This window comes from Desulfosarcina sp. (genome assembly GCF_055467485.1).
Genome location: NZ_JBUOIV010000003.1, coordinates 80,932 through 103,605, shown reverse-complemented (window position 1 = coordinate 103,605; position 22,674 = coordinate 80,932). Strand labels below are relative to the sequence as shown.

20 protein-coding genes are annotated in these 22,674 nt (G+C 59.4%); 14 read left to right on the top strand and 6 right to left on the bottom strand.

The window, feature by feature from the left end; all coding sequences use genetic code 11:
- The first annotated feature begins 6 nt into the window (after positions 1-6).
- Complete coding sequence (locus ACZCED_RS02585; RefSeq protein WP_464860148.1) at positions 7-234, top strand: histidine kinase dimerization/phospho-acceptor domain-containing protein; 228 nt, start codon at positions 7-9, stop codon at positions 232-234.
- 59 nt (positions 235-293) lie between these two features.
- Positions 294-1,622: an L-lactate MFS transporter gene (locus ACZCED_RS02580; protein WP_464860147.1), complete on the top strand. Its 1,329-nt coding sequence runs from the start codon at positions 294-296 to the stop codon at positions 1,620-1,622.
- 118 nt (positions 1,623-1,740) lie between these two features.
- Here ACZCED_RS02580 and ACZCED_RS02575 read toward each other — a convergent pair whose 3' ends face one another.
- A complete protein-coding gene (locus ACZCED_RS02575; protein ID WP_462971425.1) occupies positions 1,741-2,616 on the bottom strand; it encodes an EamA family transporter in 876 nt (291 codons plus the stop codon).
- Between the two features lie 543 nt (positions 2,617-3,159).
- On the opposite strand from ACZCED_RS02575, the gene ACZCED_RS02570 reads away from it, so the two are divergent.
- On the top strand, positions 3,160-3,357 hold the full coding sequence (locus ACZCED_RS02570; RefSeq protein WP_462971424.1) for a hypothetical protein: 198 nt from the start codon (positions 3,160-3,162) through the stop codon (positions 3,355-3,357).
- Positions 3,358-3,402: 45 nt separating this feature from the next.
- Here ACZCED_RS02570 and ACZCED_RS02565 read toward each other — a convergent pair whose 3' ends face one another.
- On the bottom strand, positions 3,403-4,512 hold the full coding sequence (locus tag ACZCED_RS02565) for a hypothetical protein (RefSeq protein ID WP_462971423.1): 1,110 nt from the start codon (positions 4,510-4,512) through the stop codon (positions 3,403-3,405).
- Between the two features lie 397 nt (positions 4,513-4,909).
- Here ACZCED_RS02565 and ACZCED_RS02560 point away from each other — a divergent pair, with 397 nt between their 5' ends.
- From ACZCED_RS02560 to ACZCED_RS02510, 11 genes are all read left to right on the top strand, one after another.
- The gene (locus tag ACZCED_RS02560) at positions 4,910-5,191 is read left to right on the top strand and encodes a DUF5818 domain-containing protein (RefSeq protein WP_462971422.1); all 282 of its coding nucleotides are present in this window, start codon (positions 4,910-4,912) and stop codon (positions 5,189-5,191) included.
- Positions 5,192-5,654: 463 nt separating this feature from the next.
- A complete protein-coding gene (gene pruA, locus ACZCED_RS02555; RefSeq protein WP_462971421.1) occupies positions 5,655-7,286 on the top strand; it encodes an L-glutamate gamma-semialdehyde dehydrogenase in 1,632 nt (543 codons plus the stop codon).
- A 62-nt stretch (positions 7,287-7,348) separates the two neighbouring features.
- Positions 7,349-8,887, top strand: a complete 1,539-nt coding sequence (gene amaB / locus ACZCED_RS02550) for an L-piperidine-6-carboxylate dehydrogenase (RefSeq protein ID WP_462971420.1) — start codon at positions 7,349-7,351, stop codon at positions 8,885-8,887.
- 175 nt (positions 8,888-9,062) lie between these two features.
- The gene (locus ACZCED_RS02545; RefSeq protein WP_462971419.1) at positions 9,063-9,425 is read left to right on the top strand and encodes a winged helix-turn-helix domain-containing protein; all 363 of its coding nucleotides are present in this window, start codon (positions 9,063-9,065) and stop codon (positions 9,423-9,425) included.
- A gap of 33 nt (positions 9,426-9,458) precedes the next feature.
- Positions 9,459-10,532 (top strand): P1 family peptidase, encoded by a 1,074-nt coding sequence (locus ACZCED_RS02540; RefSeq protein WP_462971418.1) that lies wholly within the window; start codon positions 9,459-9,461, stop codon positions 10,530-10,532.
- A gap of 45 nt (positions 10,533-10,577) precedes the next feature.
- Entirely contained in the window at positions 10,578-12,074 is a 1,497-nt protein-coding gene (locus ACZCED_RS02535; protein ID WP_464860146.1) for an ABC transporter substrate-binding protein, read from the top strand.
- Positions 12,075-12,093: 19 nt separating this feature from the next.
- Positions 12,094-13,044 (top strand): ABC transporter permease, encoded by a 951-nt coding sequence (locus tag ACZCED_RS02530; RefSeq protein WP_464860145.1) that lies wholly within the window; start codon positions 12,094-12,096, stop codon positions 13,042-13,044.
- A 20-nt stretch (positions 13,045-13,064) separates the two neighbouring features.
- Complete coding sequence (locus tag ACZCED_RS02525) at positions 13,065-13,880, top strand: ABC transporter permease (protein WP_462971415.1); 816 nt, start codon at positions 13,065-13,067, stop codon at positions 13,878-13,880.
- A gap of 46 nt (positions 13,881-13,926) precedes the next feature.
- Positions 13,927-15,210 (top strand): M20 family metallopeptidase, encoded by a 1,284-nt coding sequence (locus tag ACZCED_RS02520; protein WP_464860144.1) that lies wholly within the window; start codon positions 13,927-13,929, stop codon positions 15,208-15,210.
- Positions 15,207-16,178 carry an ABC transporter ATP-binding protein gene (locus ACZCED_RS02515; RefSeq protein WP_464860143.1) on the top strand — a complete coding sequence of 324 codons (972 nt, stop codon included), beginning with the start codon at positions 15,207-15,209 and terminating at the stop codon, positions 16,176-16,178. The genes ACZCED_RS02520 and ACZCED_RS02515 overlap by 4 nt, the downstream gene beginning before the upstream one ends.
- A 143-nt stretch (positions 16,179-16,321) precedes the next feature.
- Positions 16,322-17,326, top strand: coding sequence for an ABC transporter ATP-binding protein (locus ACZCED_RS02510; RefSeq protein WP_462971412.1), 1,005 nt, complete (start codon positions 16,322-16,324; stop codon positions 17,324-17,326).
- Positions 17,327-17,357: 31 nt separating this feature from the next.
- Here the strand turns inward: ACZCED_RS02510 and ilvD are convergent, their stop codons facing one another.
- The 4 genes from ilvD to ACZCED_RS02490 are packed head-to-tail and all read right to left on the bottom strand — an operon-like array spanning position 17,358 to position 22,671.
- Positions 17,358-19,031 carry a dihydroxy-acid dehydratase gene (gene ilvD / locus ACZCED_RS02505; protein ID WP_464860142.1) on the bottom strand — a complete coding sequence of 558 codons (1,674 nt, stop codon included), beginning with the start codon at positions 19,029-19,031 and terminating at the stop codon, positions 17,358-17,360.
- A 52-nt stretch (positions 19,032-19,083) separates the two neighbouring features.
- Positions 19,084-20,115, bottom strand: coding sequence for a 4-hydroxythreonine-4-phosphate dehydrogenase PdxA (pdxA, locus tag ACZCED_RS02500; RefSeq protein ID WP_464860141.1), 1,032 nt, complete (start codon positions 20,113-20,115; stop codon positions 19,084-19,086).
- A gap of 13 nt (positions 20,116-20,128) precedes the next feature.
- Positions 20,129-21,385 carry a four-carbon acid sugar kinase family protein gene (locus ACZCED_RS02495; RefSeq protein WP_462971409.1) on the bottom strand — a complete coding sequence of 419 codons (1,257 nt, stop codon included), beginning with the start codon at positions 21,383-21,385 and terminating at the stop codon, positions 20,129-20,131.
- Entirely contained in the window at positions 21,385-22,671 is a 1,287-nt protein-coding gene (locus ACZCED_RS02490; RefSeq protein ID WP_464860140.1) for a nickel-dependent lactate racemase family protein, read from the bottom strand. Before ACZCED_RS02490 ends, ACZCED_RS02495 begins: the two co-directional genes overlap by 1 nt.
- Positions 22,672-22,674 lie beyond the last annotated feature (3 nt).

Here is a 22,674-nt window from a genome sequence, read left to right as displayed (position 1 = left end):
GGTCATATGATTTCCCAAGCAACAATGATGCTTTCTAAAACCGAGACGGTCAGCCATGCGTTTGTCAATTCACTGGCGTCGGTCCGGTCCCTGTCCGAGTTGCTGGTGGACTATCCCGGGTTGAATGCCTGCGATCGAACCCACTGTTTGAATATCATCCGAGAAGAAACGGAGCGGTTGATCCGGCTGATGGAACAACTGAACCTGGCGTCCACCACCGGTGGATCCCTGTGACTGCCGACAATCCGACAACGATTGGTTGAGATTCAATTCACTTTTATACGGAGAAAGCCATGAAAGCGATTAAGAACAGAGGCTGGAGCGTGACCATGGCCGGGTTGGGGATCAACCTGGCACTGGGTATCCTTTACACCTGGAGCATATTCAAGCAGGCCATCAAGGAGTCGGTGATCGCCAAAGACGGGGTGTTCGACTGGGATATGGCCTCACTCAACGACCCCTATGCCGTTTGTTGCCTGATGTTCACCGTGGCCATGGTCTTTGCCGGCCGCATCCAGGACAAGCTCAGTCCGCGTGTGACGGCTGTCATCGGCGGTATCCTCACCGGTGCCGGGCTCATCGTCATCTCCCAGTCCAATGCCCTGTTTGCCTGGATTCTGGGCTTTGGCGTTCTCACCGGCCTGGGGTTGGGTTTTGGGTATGCATCGGCCACACCACCAGCGATCAAATGGTTCCCGGCTTCCAAAACGGGAATGATTGCCGGCATCGTGGTTGCCGGGTTCGGGCTGGCTTCGGTTTACATTGCGCCGTTGGCCAATTTTATGATTGCCAAATTCGGTCTCAGCCAGTCGATGCTTATATTCGGTGTCGCCTTTATGGCCGTTGTATGTACCTTGGCCATGTTCTTGAAAAATCCTCCCGAGGGGTTTGTGCCAACAGATGCGGCACCCACAAAGAAGGTCGCTGATGCGCCATTCGCGCCACCAGTGAATTATTCCCCCATGGACATGCTCAAAACCGGTGCCTTTTACAAATTGTGGTTCATGTATTTTATCGGTGCCGGCGCAGCGCTGATCATTATCGGCAGTGTTGCCGGTATGGCCAAACAAAGCATGGGCGATCTGGCCTGGATCGTGGTGGCCCTGATGGCAATTGGCAATGCCGGTGGACGCGTTGTGGCCGGCGTGGTTTCTGACAAGATCGGCCGTCCCAGGACCTTGTTAATCATGATGAGCTTGCAAGCCATGGTCATCTTTTCCCTGCTGTTCATCGGCCAATCGGAAGCCATACTCCTGGCGGCCGCTGCCACCATGATCGGATTCAATTACGGCACCAATCTCTCCTTGTTCCCGTCGGCCACCAAAGATTATTTTGGCCTGAAAAATTTTGGTATCAACTATGGCCTGCTCTTCTCTGCCTGGGGCATCGGTGGCTTTATCTTTCCCCGCGTTTCGCAGATGATCGTAGCCAGTACCGGCACCCCGCAAACCGCCTACCTGTTGTGCAGTATTCTGCTGGTGGCCAGTTCGCTGATATCGTTGTCGACCAGGTCTCCTGAAGTATCCGCCCAGAGCCAATCGGCCTGGGATAAATTCAGGGAGAAACTGGCTTTTGCCAGAGCGCAACCCGTCGATGTTGATTTGGGCGCCCGATATTTTTAAGCGATTGACGATGGTGCATTCCAACAGAAGATTCGGGTAACCCACCCGATACGAAATGGGTGCAAAAAAGATCGCCCTGGCTGTCATTTTGCCAGGGCGATCTTTTTTTGAAGCGAAGCTATCCAAAGGCGATGAGAAACGTACCGGCAAAGATGACCGATGCGGAAGTGAATCGAATCCGTTGATGCTTTTCCTTTAATGCATACCCGCCAAGCAAGACCGCAAAGACAATACTCAGCTGTCTGAGCCCCACGACATAACTCACCCGCTCAAGGGTGAACGCCACCAGAATCAGAAAATAGCCGAAGATGGAGAGAAATCCGCAGGCCAGGATGGGAGTTCGATTCGCCTTCCATTCGTTTTTGATTTCGCCCTTTGTTTTGCATTTTCTGATGTAGCCGGAAAACAGCAGCATGCTGAACCATGGATACACATAAGCGAATACCACCGGATGAATCAGGCCGACGGCGACCTTGTCCACAATAGAATAGGCGGCCACCGACACGAGCGTCAGAAAAGCGAACTGAATAGCCCGATCATGGGATATAGCCCGCAACGGACGAACCAGTTCGTCCACGCTCAGCCGCTGCATGTTGATCGTGTAGCTGCCTAGTGCCACCAGCAGGATACCGGTAACGCCGCCTGGACTGACCGCTTCGTTCAGGACAAAAATGGAGAACAGCAGAACCAGGGCAGGCGAGGACCGCATGATGGGGTAAACCAAAGAAAGATCACCGGTCTCGAGGGCCTTGGCAAGAAGCACCCAGTAAATGAAGTGAAGCAGCCCGGATGCTATAATGAAACCCCAGACATGGATTGAGGCCATGGATGCAGTGGGAAAAAAAAGGAGAAACAGCGGCGTGAACAGCAACAGCCCCACCCCTTCATACCACCATACGAAGGCCTGCTTATCGGTGGCCTTTTTGGTAAGGTAGTTGCGTCCGGCATGCATGGCTGCAGACAGAATAACCAGAACGATGGCGATGTTGCTCATGGCACCGAAACCTGTAAAAATCGGAAAGACCCCGTTCTACCCAAACAGGCAGCTGGACAGGTATCGTCGCAGATTAATTTTTGCGGATAGAAATGTCAAAATGAATCAGCTGCTTTCCTGCGAGGCTGCCGCCGGGTTCACCAGGACTGAAGGTGCCGGCGGTTTCGTTTTGCAGTCCTGCGCTATCTGCCCGCCAACCCAACATGGCCCGCCTCCACCGCCCACCAGTCCATACAAAAATGTACTAAAAATACCATTGATATTTCAATCATGTAACATTTAGTCGATTGACATCTTCATCGGCAAATAATTTAACTGTTTAAATAAATTATGTTATTTTATTATTCAAAGCCATTTTACCTTTCGGCCTTGATTTTGCTGTGGTAATTTCTGGATGATTCTGCAGCGGCATCGCCTTGCACCTGTTTCCACTGCATGGGCACTTTTGGCCGTCAGTATGCCATCCAACCGATGCCGTATAGAACTACCGCTGGCCGGCATTGTACCAGCATTTGCCAAACCGCATAGTGCAGGAGGATCATCATGGACGGATTTACCGACAAGGAGCGATTGAACGCAGGCGAAAAGCCGATTTTTCCTGGCCGCTGCAGCCAATGCGGAGGTTTCATAAACAAGGGAAGAGGATTGGCGGTGGATGAGAACCAGCTTCTGTGTGAAGGATGCTATCTTCTCATGGTCAATCCGGATGCAGGAGGCGACATCCCCTCAAAGTGGTTTTAGCTGTCGTTAAACGATGAACGGCCGCACCTGCCTTGTGCGGCTGAATCATGCATCCAGCTGTTGAAACAGCTGGGTCCTGAAAGTGGCGGGGCTTGCCATATAAAGCCCTAAGGCCTCTTGGAATCCAAGGCGCTTTACCAGTCGAATACCCCGGTCCCGGTATCGGTACTGATGAAGGGCTGGCGAGCTCCCCCCCGAGTCACCGTTTCGGGCAGCCGGCATCGTCATCTGGTGCAGGGTGCAATAACTTTCCAGCAGGCGATTCACCAATCCGCCCACCACCGACTCTTCCACAGCCATCCACTCTTCCGCCAGGCGTTGCGCGGCGGCCAGGTTCTCCGGCGGATGGTTCTTCATGGAAGCCTCAATTTCACGGTCCGTTGCCTTTCCCAGCTGAAAATGCAGGGTCTCTTCAACCGGTATCGACATGAGGGTATATAAATTCTCGGTGTTGTTTTGCCAAATCGTGAAGGCTTTTCGCGACAATCCGAACTGCCCGGGGGCGATCGATTGAATCTCCAGGTCCACTGCTCCCAGATAGTTGGAGAATATGGCACCGGATGCCCTGTACTTCACGCTGCGGCCCGATTCTGCGGTAAATCGGCAGACAGCCCGATAGTCTTTTGCCAGGCGATGAACCAGGAAGGCGGATATTCCGTCCTGCGACAGAGGCGGATAACTTTCATTCGGACTGGTGATGGCCGCATAACAATTGTCCATCTGGTTCGTCTCGAAGAGATACCCGGTGACGTCCTGGCAATAGCGATGGTATGCATCCGCATGATCTTTTTGCAGCTGGGGAACGAACATCAGGCGGACCTGAATATCTTCCACCGACAGTCTCAGCTTTTTTTCAAACCCAATTTTTTTTCTGAGAAGGTCCAACATATCCTTGTGCTGGCCTATCTGAAGTCGGATGTGCTGCTCGACTTCGATGTCCGGGTCGGCAATGAAGTCCCGGAATACCAGCATCGGGCCTTCCCGTTCCACCATATGCGGGATGGCCGAGACCAACTCAAGGTCTTCCGGAAGGGCTGCAGAAGCCGCCCGGACCGGAGACAACATCCAGCCGGCCAGCCCCATGACGCCCAGACGCATTACCTGGCGCCGGGTCATGCCTTTGTTTTCCACCAATCCTGTGTTTAGTCGTTCCATGGATCCGCTATCGGCATTTTTTTCTGATTCATTAATCACGCTTCACCGGCATGAACGGGGCCGATGTCTTTGTTCCATGCTGACCATTCACAATTCGTGCCCATGCGGGATCAGCATGCCACAGACACCCTTTTCCTGCGCAATTTTGGGCTTCCGGGTGCAAAATACGAAACGGATTGGGGCCCCGCGGGTTAATTTAAAAGTTCAACACACTGTATAAAAACGTATAGTTATTTGGTTGGCACACCCATTGCTGATCAATATGGAAAACAACACACCGTCGGTCGGTTCCGAGATGCTGACGATTCAGCATGGGGTGTGTTGACGAAGGGAGGCAGGCTCGCCTCCACTGGGCAAAAGAGGGGTCAACCGAAAACAATGGAGGGAGGGAGTAGCAATGAAAGCATTCAAGAAAAAGATTGTTACTGGTATGGTTGCCGCCTTGTTCATGGTCGTGGCCACTGCCGGCCTGGCCTTGGCGGAAGACAGCATCACCGGCACCATTGCGGAAAAGGGCGACGTCATCGTGCTCGACGCGGCTGACGGCAGCTACGTTCTCGAAGGCAACGACATGGCGACCGACATGGTCGGCAAAAAAGTGAAGGTGACCGGAACCGTCGCTGAAAAGGAAAATATGAAAGTAATCAATGTGGTTTCCATGGAGGAGGTAACGGAATAAGGTTTCCAGGTACAACGCGCAGCCTCGAGAACAAAATACATCGGGGTTGCTGAGTGAAGGCAGTCACCCGCACCCGGGCAAGGGCCCCGACCGGGTGCGGGATTATCGAATCAAAGAAGAAAAGCAGGGATGGCTGCTTAAATAGCGGCTTTCCCTGCTTTTTTGTGTGCATCGCTCCATCCCGTCCTTGCATGTGTGGTCTTTTGAGTTACCTTACCCTGATGACGATTATTGGATTCTGTTGCAGGATGTTGCGTTATGCCTTCGTTCACACAAACATAATCCTATGTTAGCGGGTTGTCCGCTGGTATCCGACAGACCGGAAACGCAAGAACCCTGCGATGCCGTCGCAAACCCGTGGCCAAGCAGATTGCCGGCAGCCGTTCGGATTTGTCCATGCGGCGCATATATGCTGATCCTGGCCGCCGGAAAGCACAGAATGTTGATGAAAGGGGAGGTAGGCATGCCCAATGCAATTTTCTCCATAGACCCACCTGCCAACGAACCGGTTCTCGAATACCGGCCCGGCAGCGATGAACGCATCCGCATTAAAAGCGAATTGCAGCGGCTCAGGAACACGGAGATGGAAATTCCGCTGATCATCGGCGGCAAGCCCGTAAAAACCGGTGACCTCGGTCGATGCTCCGTCCCCCACGACCATGGTCACCGTCTGGCCGTTTTTCACCAGGCCGGTGAGAAAGAGGTGTCAATGGCCATCCAAGCGGCCGCATCGGCCGCCGAAAAATGGGCCGCCATGGACTGGGATGACCGGTTGGCCATCTTCTCCCGTGCGGCCGATCTCATCGCCGGCCCCCGGCGCATGCTCCTCAACGCCGCCACCATGCTCGGCCAAGGCAAGAACATTTATCAGGCGGAAATTGATTCTGCATGTGAAATCATCGACTTTCTCCGTTTCAACGCCTTCTACGCCACCCAGATCTACCGGCAGCAGCCCCAGTCCGGTCCGGCCGAATGGAATCACCTGGAATACCGCCCCCTGGAAGGCTTCGTTTTTGCCGTCACTCCCTTCAACTTTACCGCTATCGGCGGTAATTTGCCGTCGGCACCGGCCATGCTGGGCAACACCGTGTTGTGGAAACCGGCATCCTCAGCCGTCTATTCCGCCTGGATGCTCATGCAGACGTTCATGGAAGCCGGGCTGCCACCGGGAGTGATCAACTTCATTCCGGGGGCCGGTGCCCAGGTGGGCAATCCTGTTCTGGCCAGCCCGGATTTGGCCGGCATTCACTTTACCGGCTCCACATCGGTATTCCAGGGCATGTGGAAAACCGTCGCCGACAACCTGAGCCGCTACCGCACCTACCCGCGCATCGTCGGCGAAACCGGTGGGAAAGATTTTATCTTCGCCCATTCCAGTGCCGATCCGGATGCCGTGGTCACCGCCCTGATTCGGGGCGCCTTTGAATACCAGGGGCAGAAATGCTCGGCCGTCTCCCGAGCCTATCTGCCCGAATCACTCTGGACGATCCTGAAAGGGAAGCTGACGGACGCCATGAGCACCATCAAGGTGGGAACGCCGGAGGACTTCTCCAATTTTGTCAATGCCGTTATCGACCGGGCCGCATTCGACGCGATCACCGGATATATCGAGTATGCCAAGGGGCACGAGGCGGCAGAAATTATCGCCGGTGGTGACTATGACAGCCGTACCGGCTATTTCATCGACCCGACGGTGATCCTCACTTCCGACCCCCATTTTAAGACCATGAAGGAAGAAATCTTCGGGCCTGTGCTGACGGTATATGTCTACGCCGACGAGGACTTCGAGGCGACCCTGGACCTGTGCGACCACACCTCGCCTTACGCGCTTACCGGCGCCATTATGGCCCGGGATCGCGCAGCGGTGGCGGCAGCCAGGCTCCGGCTGGTCAATGCGGCCGGCAACTTCTACATCAATGACAAACCCACCGGTGCCGTGGTGGGACGCCAACCCTTCGGCGGCGGGAGAATGTCGGGCACCAACGACAAGGCAGGAAGTATTCTCAATCTTTATCGCTGGGTCAGCCCGCGAACCATCAAGGAGAATTTCCTGCCTGCCACCGATTACCGCTACCCGTTCATGGGTGCGGAATAAGTTGAGAGGGCCTGAAACCCAGTCTGGGCTAACACCATAACCCCCCATAAGGATATAAAATCATGGAGTTCCTAAAGACGCTGGGTATTGAAAAAGAAAACTGTGGCGTGTCTACCGGCCTGGATTGGCTGGGAGGCGGAGACGGGCCGGCGATCGAGGGGGTCTCCCCGGTGGACGGCAGGGTGATCGCCACGGTCTCCACAGCCACGGAGGCCGATTACGAGCAGGTAGCCCACACCGCCCACCAAGCGTTCTTGAAGTGGCGGCAGGTGCCGGCACCCAGGCGAGGAGAGGTCGTCCGCCGGATCGGCCATCAGCTCAGGATTTACAAGGAACCACTGGGGACCCTGGTCTCCTATGAGATGGGAAAGTCCCTCCAGGAAGGACTGGGCGAAGTCCAGGAGATGATCGACATTTGCGATTTTGCCGTGGGCCAGAGCCGGCAGCTCTATGGTTACACCATGCATTCGGAACGGCCGGAACACCGCATGTACGACCAATACCACCCCCTGGGTGTGGTGGGTATCGTCAGCGCGTTCAACTTCCCGGTGGCCGTTTGGTCCTGGAACGCCATGCTGGCTGCCGTATGCGGCGATGCCAGCCTCTGGAAGCCGTCGTCCAAGGCGCCGCTGTCGGCTGTCGCCGTGCAACATGTGCTGGCCGACGTGCTGCGGGACGATGCAGACGTGGTCCCTGAAGGGCTCTTCTCGCTGGTGGTGGGTAGCGGCGGCACGGTGGGCCAGCGCCTCCTCGAAGACGAACGGGTGCCGCTGGTGTCGGTCACCGGCTCCACCCGGGTCGGCCGCCATGCCGCCCAGGTTGTGGCCGGCCGCTTCGGACGGACAATCCTGGAACTGGGAGGAAACAACGCCATCATCCTTACCCCTGCGGCCGATATGGCCATGGCCGTCACAGCCATCGTCTTCGGCGCCGTCGGCACCGCCGGCCAGCGATGCACATCCACCCGGCGGGTAATCATCCACGAATCCATATACGACCAGGTCGTCACGGCCCTGACCAAATCCTACGAAAGCCTGCGTATCGGCACGCCTTTGGATTCGGCCAACCATATGGGGCCGCTCATCGACACCGCAGCCGTAGCAGACTACCGCCATGCACTGGCGCAGGTAGCCGCCCAGGGAGGAAAGATCCTTTTTGGCGGCCAGGTGCTCGAAGGCCCCGCGTATGCGTCGGGTTGCTACGTCCAACCCACGCTGTGCGAGGTGGAAAACGACTACGCCATCGTTCAGGACGAAACGTTTGCACCCATACTCTACCTGATCCGCTACCGGGGAGATATCTCCAGTGCCATCGACATCCAGAACGATGTTCCCCAGGGACTTTCGTCGGCCATCTTCACCACCGATTTACGCGAGGCCGAGACGTTTCTCTCAGCCGCCGGGTCGGACTGCGGCATTGCCAACGTCAACATCGGTACCTCAGGTGCAGAAATCGGCGGCGCGTTCGGCGGCGAGAAAGAGACCGGCGGCGGCCGGGAGTCCGGATCCGACGCCTGGAAGGGATATATGCGCCGGCAGACCACTACCATTAACTACGGCCGCAGCCTGCCCCTGGCCCAGGGAATCGTCTTCGACATGTAACCGGTTTCATCGTTGCCACAAGGGCGATTTCAAGCATTAGCGCCACCGTTGACGACAAGTGGAGAGGTGTTCCGGTGTGCTGTCAAAGAAATCAACTTTTCCCTTGCTGCCGGTTCTCCCGCCTGTTATCCTCCCTGGGTCAATCGTTGCTCGTGTCCGGACGACAGGATGTAAAATGTCCGCTAAAACCAAAAAAGTCTCTGTTAAATCAAAGGTTTGGCTGGAAGATCGCCAGGGACGGATCATTTTCGGCCTGGGTCGCATGCGAATATTAACGGCCATTGAAAAATGCGGGTCCCTCAACGCGGCGGCCAAGGACCTCAAAATGAGCTATCGCGCGGTCTGGGGCAAAATCAAGGTGACCGAAGAGGCCTTGGGCAAGCCCCTGCTGGTGAAAAGCCAGGGAGGCAGTGCCGGCGGCGGCTCCACCCTCACCCCTTATGCCCGCACCCTCATGGAACGATACCTGGCCCTTTCCCGCATCATCGACACCCAGGCCGATGATCTTTTCGAGTCCGAATTCCTCGATCCGCAGTAGCCATACGCCCCCGTAAATGCTATACACCGGGGTATGGGCGGCTATCGCGGCACCCGGCCGGAGACCGTTCTTTACACCACGCCAATCGATCTTAAAAACACCATGCATCGACCAGGAAAAACCAACGGATTGACCGATGTTCCCGGAGTTTGGGTGGGACATTATACCGACACGGCGGCAGCCTCCGGAACGACCGTGGTAATTTGCAGCGATGGGGCGGTGGGCGGCGTCGATGTTCGGGGAGCGGCGCCGGGTACCCGTGAAACCGACCTGCTGGCCCCTGAAAACCTGGTGGAGAAAGTTCACGCGGTCAGTCTATCGGGCGGATCGGTTTACGGTTTGGCCGCGGCGGACGGTGTGGTAAGGCATCTGGAATCCAGGGCGATCGGCTTCCCGCTGGATGACGCCCACGTGGCCCCCATCGTGCCGGCGGCCGTACTCTTCGATCTGGGACGCGGGCCTGATTTCAGACCGTCGGTGGACAGCAGTTGGGGCGAACGGGCGTGCCGGTCAGCCGGCCCGGGACCCGTAAAAACGGGTTGTGTGGGTGCCGGGACGGGCGCCATGGCCGGCGGCATCAAGGGGGGGGTGGGCAGCGCCAGCCTGATTCTGGACACGGGCATTACGATAGCTGCGCTGGTAGCGGTCAACTCTCTGGGGTCGACCCTTGATCCGGAAACGGGAACGTTCTGGGAGGCCCGCCTTGAGACCGGGAAAGAGTTTGCCGGGCTTCTCCGCCCGCAGGTGGTGCTGCCAGCGGCACCCGACGGTGCGCCGGGCGAGAACACCACCTTGGCCGTTGTGGCCACCGATGCGGTCCTCACCAAACCCCAGGCAAAGAAGATCGCCATGATGGCCCATGACGGCATGGCGCGGGCCATCCGACCCGCCCATACCATGTTCGACGGGGACATCGTATTTTGCCTCGCCACCGGTAAGCGTCCGCTGCCGGAGGCCGCCGGTTTTTTTTCGGCACCGGTCGCCCCTGCCATCAACGAAATGGGCCATGCCGCTGCCGACTGCCTGGCGCGGGCTATTATTCGGGGGATTCTCGATGCAACAAGCGCTTACGGTCTGACGGCCTACCGTGACCTCAAGCATTCGTAATTGAAAAAGCAGTTCTCCACCCGATCATCACTGAAAGGAGAAAAGATGAAAAACGCCTGGTGTTCCCTTTTCCTGAGCCTCTCCTTGGTTGTCGTCACCGCCGCTTTTTCACAGGCACCGATCAAGGGCGGTACGTTGACCGTCTGCCAACCGGCTGAACCGCCGGGGCTGGACCCCACGACCAATACCGCTGCGGCCATCGACCGGGTCGTCTACGCCAACATCTACGAAGGGCTGGTCAAGGTAGACAGCAGTGGCGGGTTTCTCCCCGGCCTGGCCAATGGATGGAGCATCTCGGCCGACGGTCTGGTCTACACGTTCAACCTGAGAAAAGGGGTGACGTTTCACAACGGGGATCCCTTTGATGCGGCAGTGGCCAAATGGAACCTGGAACAGGCCGCCCTCCCAGAAAAGGGCAACCCCCACCCCGAATACTTCAACGGCATCGCGACCGTCGATACACCGGACAGCCACACCTTGGTTATCCGGCTCAACGCCGTGGACGCCTTGTTCATTGCCCACATGGCCGAAGGCGATGCGGTCATGCGGCCCATGAAGGGCGATGCGGATGCCAAGTCCAACCCCATTGGCACGGGCCCCTTCAAATTCGTCAAATGGGTCAGGGGGGATCGGGTGGAAATGGCCCGCTTCGACGGCTACTGGAACCCCTTCTTGCCTTATCTGGACAAGGTGGTCTTCCGTTTCATCAGCGATCCGGCCGCCCAGATCGCCGCGCTCAAGGCGGGTGACATCGACGTGATTGGCTATATCGCCGCGCCCGAGTCGGCCATGATGCTGGAAAAGGACCCGCGCTTCAAGGTCTATGCCGGCACCACCACTGGCGAGGTGATCATGTCCACCAACAACAAGGCCGCCCCTTTTGACAATCGGATGGTCCGCCAGGCTATGGCCCACACCATCGATCGCCAGGCCGTCGTGGATCTGGTCATGTTCGGCTACGGCACCCCCATCGGCTCCCATTGGTCGCCCTCGACCCCATACTACGAGGATTTAACCGGGCGATATCCGTACGATCCTGAAAAAGCCAGGGCCCTGTTGAAGGAAGCCGGCTATCCCGACGGTTTTACGGCTACCATCAAGCTCCCTGCCATCTACTCCTACTCCAGACGGGCCGGCGAGGTGATTGCCGACATGCTGTCCAAGGTAGGCATCGATCTGACCATCGAAATCGTGGAATGGGGTCAGTGGATCGATCGGATTTTCAAGAAAAAAGAATACCAGCTGACCATGATCGGTCACGTGGAGGCATGGGACATCGGCATCTACGCCAAACCGGATTACTACTTCCAGTATGACTCCCAGGAATTCCGGGATGCCTATGCCAATGCCCTCAAAGCCCCGGACGAAGCCGCCAAGGCAAAATGGTTCGGCCGCTGTCAGGAGATCATCGCCGATGATGCGGTCAACGGATTTCTCTTTTCCGCGCCCAGCCTGCCGGTCATGAAAGCCGACGTCATGGGATGGTGGGAGAACTACCCGACCATCGCCCTGGACTGCACCGCGGTGTGGCGGAAAAAGTGACCATGGCTCTCAGGCGCTGATGACCAGCTATCTGATAAAAAAAACGGTCAGCCTGGCGACCGTACTTTTTTTGGTCTCTCTCATCGTTTTTTCGGTGCTTTTCGTGCTGCCCGGCGACCCTGCCCAGATCATCCTTGGGATCAATGCCTCGCCGGAAACCCTGGCGGCCCTTCGGATTCGTCTGGGACTGGATCAACCGTTCTGGGTCCAGTATGGCAGCTGGATCGGCAGCCTGATGCGGGGTACCGGCGGCCACTCCATTACATATGACATGGCGGTGTTCAGCCTTATCGGATCCCGCTTGGCGGTCACCGGCCCTCTGGCGCTGATGGCCATGGCCATTGCCGTGGCCCTGGCCCTGCCCCTGGGTATTTTTGCCGCCCGGCACCAGAACCGCCTCCCGGATGCCACCGTGATGGCCGGCACCCAACTGGGTCTGGCAGTGCCTGAATTCTGGCTGGGCATCCTGCTGATGCTGCTTTTTTCCGTTCACTGGGGCCTTTTCAGCGCCGGCGGATTTCCCGGCTGGGATGATGACATCTGGGGGTCCTTAAAGGCCCTGTTCCTGCCGGCCCTGGCATTGGGGCTGATCCGGACGGCCATTCTCACCCGGCTGACCCGATCCTCCATGTTGGAGGTGCTGCGGGAGGATTATGTACGCACCGCCCGGGCCAACGGCTTGAAGGAAAGCACCGTGGTGTATGGTCACGCCTTGAAAAACGCGCTGATCCCGGTACTGACCATTTTCGGCCTGCAGATGGGCCAACTGCTGGCCGGGGCTATCATCATCGAAAATGTATTCTCCCTGCCCGGACTGGGGCGACTGGTGTTCCAGGCCATCGGCCAGCGAGACCTGCCCGTGGTGCGGGAGGTGGTACTATTCATGGCGGCGGCCGTTGTGATCGTCAACTTTCTCGTGGACCTCTCCTACGCGGCCGTGGACCCGCGCATTCGGCTGGACGGCCAATAAATGATACAGAATTGGCGACCATGTCACGCTATTTTAAAAACCTGAACTTTTCATTGGGGGCTGGCCTGTCCACCGTGGTGGTCGTCATGGCCCTGGTCAGCCTCTTCTGGACGCCATACGGCCCTAATGCCATGGACGCGCGCCACCGCATGGAAGGCCCCTCCATGGCCCATCCTTTAGGCACGGACCAGTATGGCCGGGACCTGCTATCCCGCGTGATGGTGGGCGCGGTGAATTCCATCATCGTCGGGCTGATAACCGTGGCCATCGGCATGGGGGCGGGAATCGTCTTGGGGCTGGTCAGCGTCTGGGGCGGCCGGCTGACCGATGAAGCCATCATGCGCTTTTCAGACCTGCTCTTCGGCTTTCCGGCGGTGCTGTCGGCCATTCTGATCACCGCGGTCCTGGGGCCGTCGGCGGTCAATGCCATGCTGGCCATCGGTATCTTCTACATTCCGGTCTTTGCCCGGCTCACACGGGCGTCGGCCCTGACGGTGAAAGGCCTGGACTACATTGCCGCGGCCCGGGCAGCCGGACAGGCAGAAGTGACCATCATCCGGCGCCACGTGCTGCCCAACATTCTCTCACCGCTGATCATCCAGGCCACCATCCAGTTCGCCGTCGCCATTCTGGCCGAAGCCGGCCTGAGCTACCTGGGGTTGGGCGCCCAACCCCCGCATCCCTCCTGGGGTCGGATGCTCAACGAGGCCCAGACTTTCATGGCGCTTTCCCCGTGGATGGCCTTGTTTCCAGGCATGGCCATCGCCTGGACGGTTCTCGGCTTCAACCTGCTGGGAGACGGGTTGCGGGATATTCTGGACCCGCGGTTGCGATAACCCATTCACCATGTCAGTTGAAGATGTCAAACGCTTGGAATACGTGATGATACCCAAAGTGACCATTCAACACGTGCTTGATCGAATCGATCCGGAAAAGGTGGTCGACCTTACCGCCCGCTTGGTGCGATGCAACTCGGTATGGGACCCGCAGGCAGGCACCAGTGAAGCGGAAGCGGCGGAACTGGCTGCTCGATGGGCCCGGGACAGGGGCTTCGATGTGACCGTGGAAACCGTGGCCCCGGACCGGCCCAATGTGATTATCCGCTGGACTGCCGGTCCCGGCCCCCGAACGCTGATGTTCGAGGGGCACACGGATGTGGTCACCCCCGGCAACCTGAGCCAGTGGCGATACGATCCCTTTGGGGCCCACATCGAAAAGGGTCGCATGTTCGGCCGCGGCACCAATGACACCAAGGGAAACTTGGCCGCCATGCTGGTGGCAATGGCGGCCCTCAAAACGGCGGACATCCCCTTGGCCGGAGCAATCGTGGGGGGTGTATTATGTGACGAAGAAGGCATGATGACCGGTGTACAACATTTCATCGCTAGCGGCCATGCCGATGCGGTGACGGCGGCGGTCGTCTGCGAACCCCAGGACGGACTGATCTGCATCGCCCAGAAAGGTGCGGTACGGGCCCGGTTTGCCGTCCGTGGACGCATGAGCCATGGGGCCATGCCCCTGTCCGGCCTGAACACGGCCCCGGCGGTGGCCCGCATCATCGACGGATTGGCACGCCTGGAAGCCGAGGCTATCCATACCGTCGGGAAAGATCCCCTGCTGGGCTGGCCGAGCTTCACCCCGACAGTGGTCCAGGCGCCTTCCCAGGGTCCTCCCCAGCTCAATGTGGTGCCTGGCGAGGCGGAAATTTTGGTGGATGTACGCACCACTCCCGATCAGAACCACGACGCCATCCGCAAGGCCCTGTCTGATCTGGTGCAGCATACCGTCAGGGAAGTCAACCAGTGCTACCGGGAGGCCGACAGGCGGATGGGAATTCGGCGGCCCTGGGAACTGGATGTAACGGTACGCTTTCTTTCCGACCGGCCTTGCACCCATACCGACCGGGAAGATCCGCTCGTCGCGTCCGCCGTTTGGGCCAGCCGGCAGATCAGCGGCAGGGAACCTGAATTCGCCGGTGTGCCGGGTGCCACCGACGGCACCTTTCTCTGGGCGCTGAAAGATATACCCATCGTCACCATGGGCGCCGGGGATCGCCAGGTGCCCCATCAGGCGGACGAATGGGTCGATCTGGACCAGTTGGTGGAAACGGCCCGCATCTATGCCCTCACGGCCCTGCACTACCTTTATCCCGGAGATCACCGTTGAACGATGCGCTGCTGGACATCCGGGGCTTATCGGTCCACTTCTTTACTCCCGAAGGGATCGGCCGTGCCGTCCAAGCGGTGGATCTGTCCATCGCTACCGGTGAAACGTTGGGACTGGTTGGTGAATCAGGCTGTGGAAAAAGTGTCACCGCCCTGGCCGTGGTGGGCCTGGTGCCATCGCCGCCGGGCCGGGTCGTGGCGGGGGAGGTCCGCTTTTCGGGCAGGGACCTGCTGCAAGCGGATCCCGAGACCCTGCGTCGTATCCGGGGCCGTGAAATCGGCATGATTTTTCAAGAACCCATGACCGCCTTGAACCCTGTGCTGACCATCGGCCGGCAGGTCGCCGACCCCCTGGTGGCGCACCTGGGCATGTCTCGAGCCGACGCGCTGAAGAAGGCGGCCCGGTGGCTGGACCGGGTGCGTATTCCATCGGCGGAAAAGCGGCTGGGCAGCTATCCTCACGAGCTGTCCGGCGGCATGCGCCAGCGCGTGATGATTGCCATGTCCATGGTCTGTCGGCCGCGTTTGCTGGTGGCCGACGAACCCACCACGGCCCTGGACGTGACGCTGCAGCGCCAGGTGCTGTCGCTGATGGAAGAGCTGAAAGCCGAACTTGACACCGCCATGCTGCTGATTACCCACGACCTGGGGGTGGTAGCCCAGACCGCCGGTCGGGTGGCGGTGATGTATGCGGGTCGGGTGGTGGAAACCGCCGACGTCGGTCCCCTGTTTGCCGACCCCCTGCACCCTTATACCCAGGGACTGCTTCACTCCATGCCGCTGCTGGGTTCAGGCCGTGGCCGGCTGCATGAAATTCGCGGCACGGTCCCGGCCGCCACGGAATCGATCAGCGGCTGCCCCTTTGCCGGACGCTGTCCGTCAGTGTTCGACCGATGCCGGCACGAGGGCCCCGCGCTGAAATCTGTCCGGCCGGGACGGCAGGTCAGCTGCTGGTTGTATGAAAAATAGGGAATGGCTACAATAAGGGATTAGGAATTGAAAACTGATCTTCAATTTTATGCATGGACGACAACACCCTCGATGCCACATGACCGATTTATCCGGATGCCGCGACGAAGCAGAAGAACCAAGATGGGTCAGGCGGCCAATCCATGAAGCCCACCCCCCTGCTCCAGGTCACGGAACTCGCCAAGCACTTTCCCTTGGGCCGCGGCTTTTTTTCACGCCCCACGGGATGGGTCAAGGCGGTCAACGGTGTCAGTTTTTGCATCCGTCGGGGGGAGAGCCTGGGGCTGGTGGGTGAGTCGGGATGCGGCAAGAGCACCCTGGCCCGGCTGGTAGTGAGGCTGCTGACACCCACCGGCGGGTCCATCCGGTTCGGCGGTCGGGAGATCGGCACTTTGGATCGACATGCGATGCGGCCGCTGAGAAAGCACATGCAGATCATCTTCCAGGACCCTTACGCCAGCCTGGACCCCCGCTTGACCGTGGGAGACAGTGTCACCGAACCGCTGCTCAACGGCAGCCGGCTTTCAAAACGCGAACAGCGGGCGCGCGCCGCCGATCTGCTGACCACCGTGGGCCTGCGGACCAGCGATATAGACCGCTACCCCCACGAGTTTTCCGGCGGCCAGCGCCAGCGCATCGGCATTGCCCGAGCCCTGTGCGTGCGGCCCGAACTGGTGGTCGCCGACGAACCGGTCAGCGCTCTGGACGTCTCCATCCAGGCCCAGATCCTCAACCTGATGAAGGATCTTCAACAGCAGTTCGACCTTGCCTATCTCTTCATCTCCCACGATATTGGCATTGTGCAACATTTTTGCGATCGCATCACCGTCATGTACGCCGGCCAAATGGTGGAGATGGCCGATGCCGACGGCTTTCACAACACCTGCAGGCATCCCTATACCCGGGCCCTGGTGGCCGCCGTGCCCCGACCCGACCCGCAGGTAGCCCTGCCGCCGGTGCCGGTGGAGGGCGAGCCCCCGGATCCGGCAGCATTGCCGCCCGGGTGCCCGTACCATCCCCGGTGCGCCCACGCATTCGATCCCTGCCCGGAACATCGTCCGCCCCTGGTCGAGGCGGGCGGAAACCATCAGGTAGCCTGCTGGCTTAATGGGGGTAGAGGCGTTGACGGAGAGCTGCCGAAACCTTAGCCCTATCGGCGCCGTCTACAAGGGCCGCCGCTCAATCGGCACGGGTGCGGATGATGGCTCCTTTGTCCGCGGATTCGGCCAACCGGCTGTAAAGATAGAGATAACCCGCAGTGACGCGCGGTTCAGGCGGCTTCCATTGCCTACGCCGACGGTCGAGTTCATCTTCCGCCACTTTCAGGTCCAGTCGCTTGCCGGGGATGTCGATGGCAATGACATCGCCGTCCGTCACCAGGGCGATGGGGCCCCCTTCCATGGCTTCGGGGGAAATGTGCCCGATAAAGCAGCCGTTGTTGGTTCCGGAGAAGCGGCCGTCGGTCACCAGGGCGACCTTGTCGCTGAGCCCTAAACCATGCAGCAGTTTCATGGCCTTGAACATCTCGGGCATACCCGGCCCCCCCTTGGGGCCTTCATAGCGGATCACCACCACGTCGCCCGGTTGCACGGCATCGGCCATGATGGCCGCATTGGCCTCGGACTCGGATTCGAAGACCCGCGCCGGCCCGCTGAAGACCAGCATGTCGCTGCGTATGGCAGCCGGCTTGGTCACCGCCGAATTGGGCGCCAGGTTGCCGTGCAGAACCGCCAGTCCGCCACTGGCGCTGAAGGGTTTCGCAAAGGTCTTGATCACGTCATTGTCGGGAGAGACCTTTCCGCGAATGTTTTCGCCGATCGTCCGGCCGGTGACGGTCATGGCATCCTTGTGCAGCAGGGAGACAATCTCGTTCATCACAACCGGTACGCCGCCGGATTCAAAAAAATCGATCACATTGCATGCGGCTGCCGGATTGATCTTGGCGACCAGGGGCGTACTGCGGCTGATATCGTCAAACATCTCGATGTTGAATTTCACGCCGGCCTCATAGGCGATGGCAGGGATGTGAAGGGCAGCGTTCGTGGAGCCGCCGATGGCGGATGTCAGGCGGACGGCGTTTTCCAGGGATGCACCGGTGATGATCCGGCGGGCGGTGATTCCCTTGCGGACCAGATCGACAACGGCGCGGCCGGAATCCTGGGCCACATGCAACCGCCCGGTATGGATGGCCGGAATCATGGCACTGCCGGTAAGGGACATGCCGATTGCCTCCGCGATGCAGCACATGGTGTTGGCAGTTCCCAGAAAAGAGCACGAACCGCAAGTGGGGGCGCACGAATCCTCCATGCGGACCAATTCTTCCTGCGAAATTATACCCTTCTTCAGCATGCCCACCCCTTCGAGGATCGAGGTGGTGTCCGCTTTGCGCCCCTGCATGGGCGGCCCCCCCATCATGGGGCCGCCGTTGACCAGGATGGCGGGCAGGTCCAGGCGGGCTGCGGCCATGAGCATGCCGGGAACGATTTTATCGCAGGATCCCAGCAGCACCAGGCCGTCGTACTGGTGCGCCTGCACCATCAATTCAATGCTGTGGGCGATGATGTCGCGGGTAGGCAGGATGTAGCGCATGCCCTCGTGGCCCTCGGCAATACCGTCACAGGCCCCGATGACCCCGAACTCCACCGGCGTGCCGCCGGCCGTGCGAATGCCTTCCCGCACCGCCGCCGACACCTGGCGCAGATTGAAATGTCCGGGGACGGTGGTGCTCCAGGCGTTGGCGATCCCGATCAGGGGCTTTTCCAGATCGCTGTCGGTGTAACCCATGGATTTGTAGTAGGCGCGGTTGATGCTCCACTCCGGCCGCTCGAGAATCTTCTGGCTGCGCAGTTTCATGCTTTTCAAACTCCGTCGAAAATATTGAACAGGTTGAACCGGGGCACCGGCCTCACCGAGATAGCTTGGCTGCCATCTTGATGGCTTCGAGCATGGACTGAGGGTTGGCCCGGCCTTCACCGGCCTTGTCGAAGGCGGTGCCGTGATCCACCGACGTCCGGACGATAGGAAGTCCGATAGTTACGTTGACACCCGCCATCTGACCCCATGTGCCGGTCCCGTCGTCGTATTGAAAACCGACCAGTTTGGCAGGGATGTGGCCCTGGTCGTGGTACATGACCACCACCGCATCATACATGCCGCCTTTCATCTTGGAAAAAACGGTATCCGCCGGCAGCGGGCCTTCCACCCGGATCCCTGCTGCGCGACCGGCTTCCACTGCCGGTGTTATTTGGGTGTCGTCCTCGTCACCGAACAGGCCGCCTTCGCCGCAGTGGGGGTTCAGACCGGCCACAGCAATTCGGGGCGTGTGGATGTCCAGTCCATTCAAAGTGTTGTGGGTGAGCTGAATCACTTTCAGGACCCGCGCCTTTTTGACCCGGTCACAGGCTTCCCGAAGGGATACGTGGGTGGAGACGTGCGTCACCCGGAAGTTCCCGTCGACCAGCATCATGGCGAAATCCGTCGTCCCGGTCTTTTCGCCGTAGATCTCGGTGTGGCCGGCATAGTGAAACCCGGCGGCGTTGATGGCGGCCTTGTTGATCGGGCCGGTGACGGTGCCGTCGATCTCCCCGGCCATGGCCAGCTCAATGACGCGATCAATGTATTCAAACGAGGCCCTGCCCTGGGCGGCGGTGACGGTTTGGTGCCGCAGGTCGGCCATCGGCATGTTCATCAGGTCCAGCACATCCAGGGTTCCGGGTTTGAATCGACCGGCCGAGACCTGGCTGCAGGCATTGATCGCCAGCTTCAAATGGGAAAATTTGATTGCGTTGGCCATCACTGCCGTATCTCCGACAACGATCGGGCGGCAGACGCTGTAAATTCCCGCATCGCTGAGCGCCTTGGCACAGACCTCTGGGCCGATGCCCCCGGGATCCCCCATGGTGATGCCCAGCAAGGGAACGGTGGATGTCTGCTTCATAATTAACAAACCCCTATTTTAAAGCATTGATAAGTTGAACGAGTGTATCGGCAGACCCGAACGCACCCGCCTTGGTAACCACGGGCAGACCATTGAATGGACCGCCTACCAGCTCGCCGCACATCAGTCCCGGTAGAATTTCTTCCCGGATGAGGATGGCCGATGCGGCCACCTGACGCCGGACGGCCTCAGCCGTATCACCACCGGAAAGAAAAAGCCCTTCCGAGGCCTCAGCGGTGAGCAGTGCCGCCGCTACATTTGCCAATCCGCGAACCACCCGGTCGGGACTTTCGGTCGGCCCGGCGTCAACGATCGGTTTGAGGCCAAGGATCAGGCTGCCGCTCAACCATGCATCCACCAATCCGGCAAGGCATTGCCCACGCTGTGCGGATCCCTCACCGGATGTCAACACGAATGGGTCCAGCAGGTGGCAGGACAAGTTGGTCGACCGGTTCAACATCGCAACCTGATCCGCCAGCACCCGTGACGACGAGCCGCAGACGAACAGCCATTTTTTGATCTTCGGCCGGACCGCTGCCGCAGGGAGCGGCAGATCCCGTGCCATGATGCGGGAGAGGCTGCCGGCCAGGCCGGCGGATCCGGCCAGAAGGATCTTTTCAAAGTAGTCACGGGCAAGGCAAACAACGGCATCCAGGTGGGCTATCTGTTCGGCATCAAAGGTGATGTGCCGGCAGCCCCGGTTCAAGAGCATCCGGACATGGTCCACCATCGCGGCAGGCCCGTTTTCGATGCACGCCAGATCTACATGCCCCACCGGCAACCGGCTTTGAGATGCCAGGAGGACCGGAAGCCGAGATTCCCGCACCGGACAAAGGGGATCGCGGCCGATTTCGGTTTCGCCCAGCGGGACGCCGTTGACCCGATGGACACCGTTGACGGTGGTGCGTCCCTGCTGGGGGAGCGCCGGCGCGACAAAACTGGCGGCGGCAGGGATCGTCTGCAGCAACGCATCGATTTCCACACCCACGTTTCCCCGCAGACAGGAGTCAATTTTCTTGTAGACCAATCGGGGATTCAGGCAACGGACCATTTCGCCCGTCTTGCGAACCCGTTTCGTCGCCGTAGCCGCATCCACGTTGCGCGTATCAGTGAAAACGGCAAGTCCCGCCGTTTGAATAACGGTGGGAAAGGCGCCTTCAGCGGCACTGGCCATGTGAATCGGACCGACTACCGGGCAGAACTGCACGCCAGTATCGGCGGCACCGGTGATGTCGTCTGCAATTACGGCGATCTGGAGCACAGGGCTCATCATTTCCCGGGGGTGTCGAAGGCTGGGATGGGCAACATGTCCGGTGCGTGGGTAAGAACGCTCAACCGCGCCGCAGAACCCTGGCGGCGCATGGCTTCGGCCACAGCCGCGTCGATACTGTCGGCATGGGTGTGCCCCAGACGGGCCTTGTCCCCGGCAGGAATGCCCGGGGAGTACATGATCACCGAGGCCTTCTCCCTCACTGTGGCCCAGGCGATGGCCAGCGCCGCCGCCACGCCGTTGTTGATCCGGCCCTCTCGATAGGCGGCCTTGATTTCCTTCGATGACCAGGCGGTAAAATCCAGTAGCTCGGTGTGAACGGGGCTGACCCCTTCAGGTGCCGGCGTACAGACGATGATGGTCCCGCCTGCCCGTACCATCCGCTGGGCAGGATATTGCGATTTGTGGGACTGCCAGAAATCCAGGTCGCAGGGATACGAATTGGCCAAAACGATGTCCGGCGTCTCCTTGTAGGCCACGCCGTAGATTTTCGTTGCCATTTCTACACCGGCCTTGAAAGCCGCGCGCATGTCACCGAAAAAAACGCCCACCACACCGCCCTGGCTGTCCATGACGACGTTAAAAATGGTGTGCATACCCACCCGGTCGGCCATGTCGTCCATATCGCGGCGCACCGGGTTGTCGGCAATACCCAGAAAGGAGTCGCCGCCGTCGCTGCAGGAGAGCAGATGGGTTTCCGCCGTGGTGCGTGCGCCGCAAACCCCCGGTTGGATGATTTTGGAGGAGCCTGAAAAGCCGGGAATATGATGGGGAACGATGGCGCCTAAACCGATCACGACGTCCGCCTCGGCCACGGCGCGGTTAACCAGCAGCGGGGTTCCCCGGCTGGAGGTGCCCAGGTCCACCAAGGCAGCGGGGTCCCGCCATTCATGATTGAAGACACGGATCCGCCGGTAAACCCGTTCACCCACCTTGGCCGCCATTTCGGCGTCCGTCATGTAACGGTGGGTGCCCAGCGCCATGATACAGCCGATACGGTCGTCCGGGACCCCGGCTGCATTGAGCCGCTCGAGCAGCGGCGGGATGATTCGGTCGGCAGGCGTCAGGCGGGTATTGTCATCGCTGACGATAATGACCCGGTCGCCCGGCTTGACCCATTTTTCCAGCGTGTCCTGACCGATCGGCGCGTCGAACGCCGCCTCGATGGCCTGCTCCAGGTCGTTCAGGGGCGTCGACGGCCTGGGGCTCAGAATTTCAGCCAGGTTGCGATCGGGCACGTTGAAATCCACCGGACGGCCATCAAATGGAATGGTTACTGTTGCCATGGG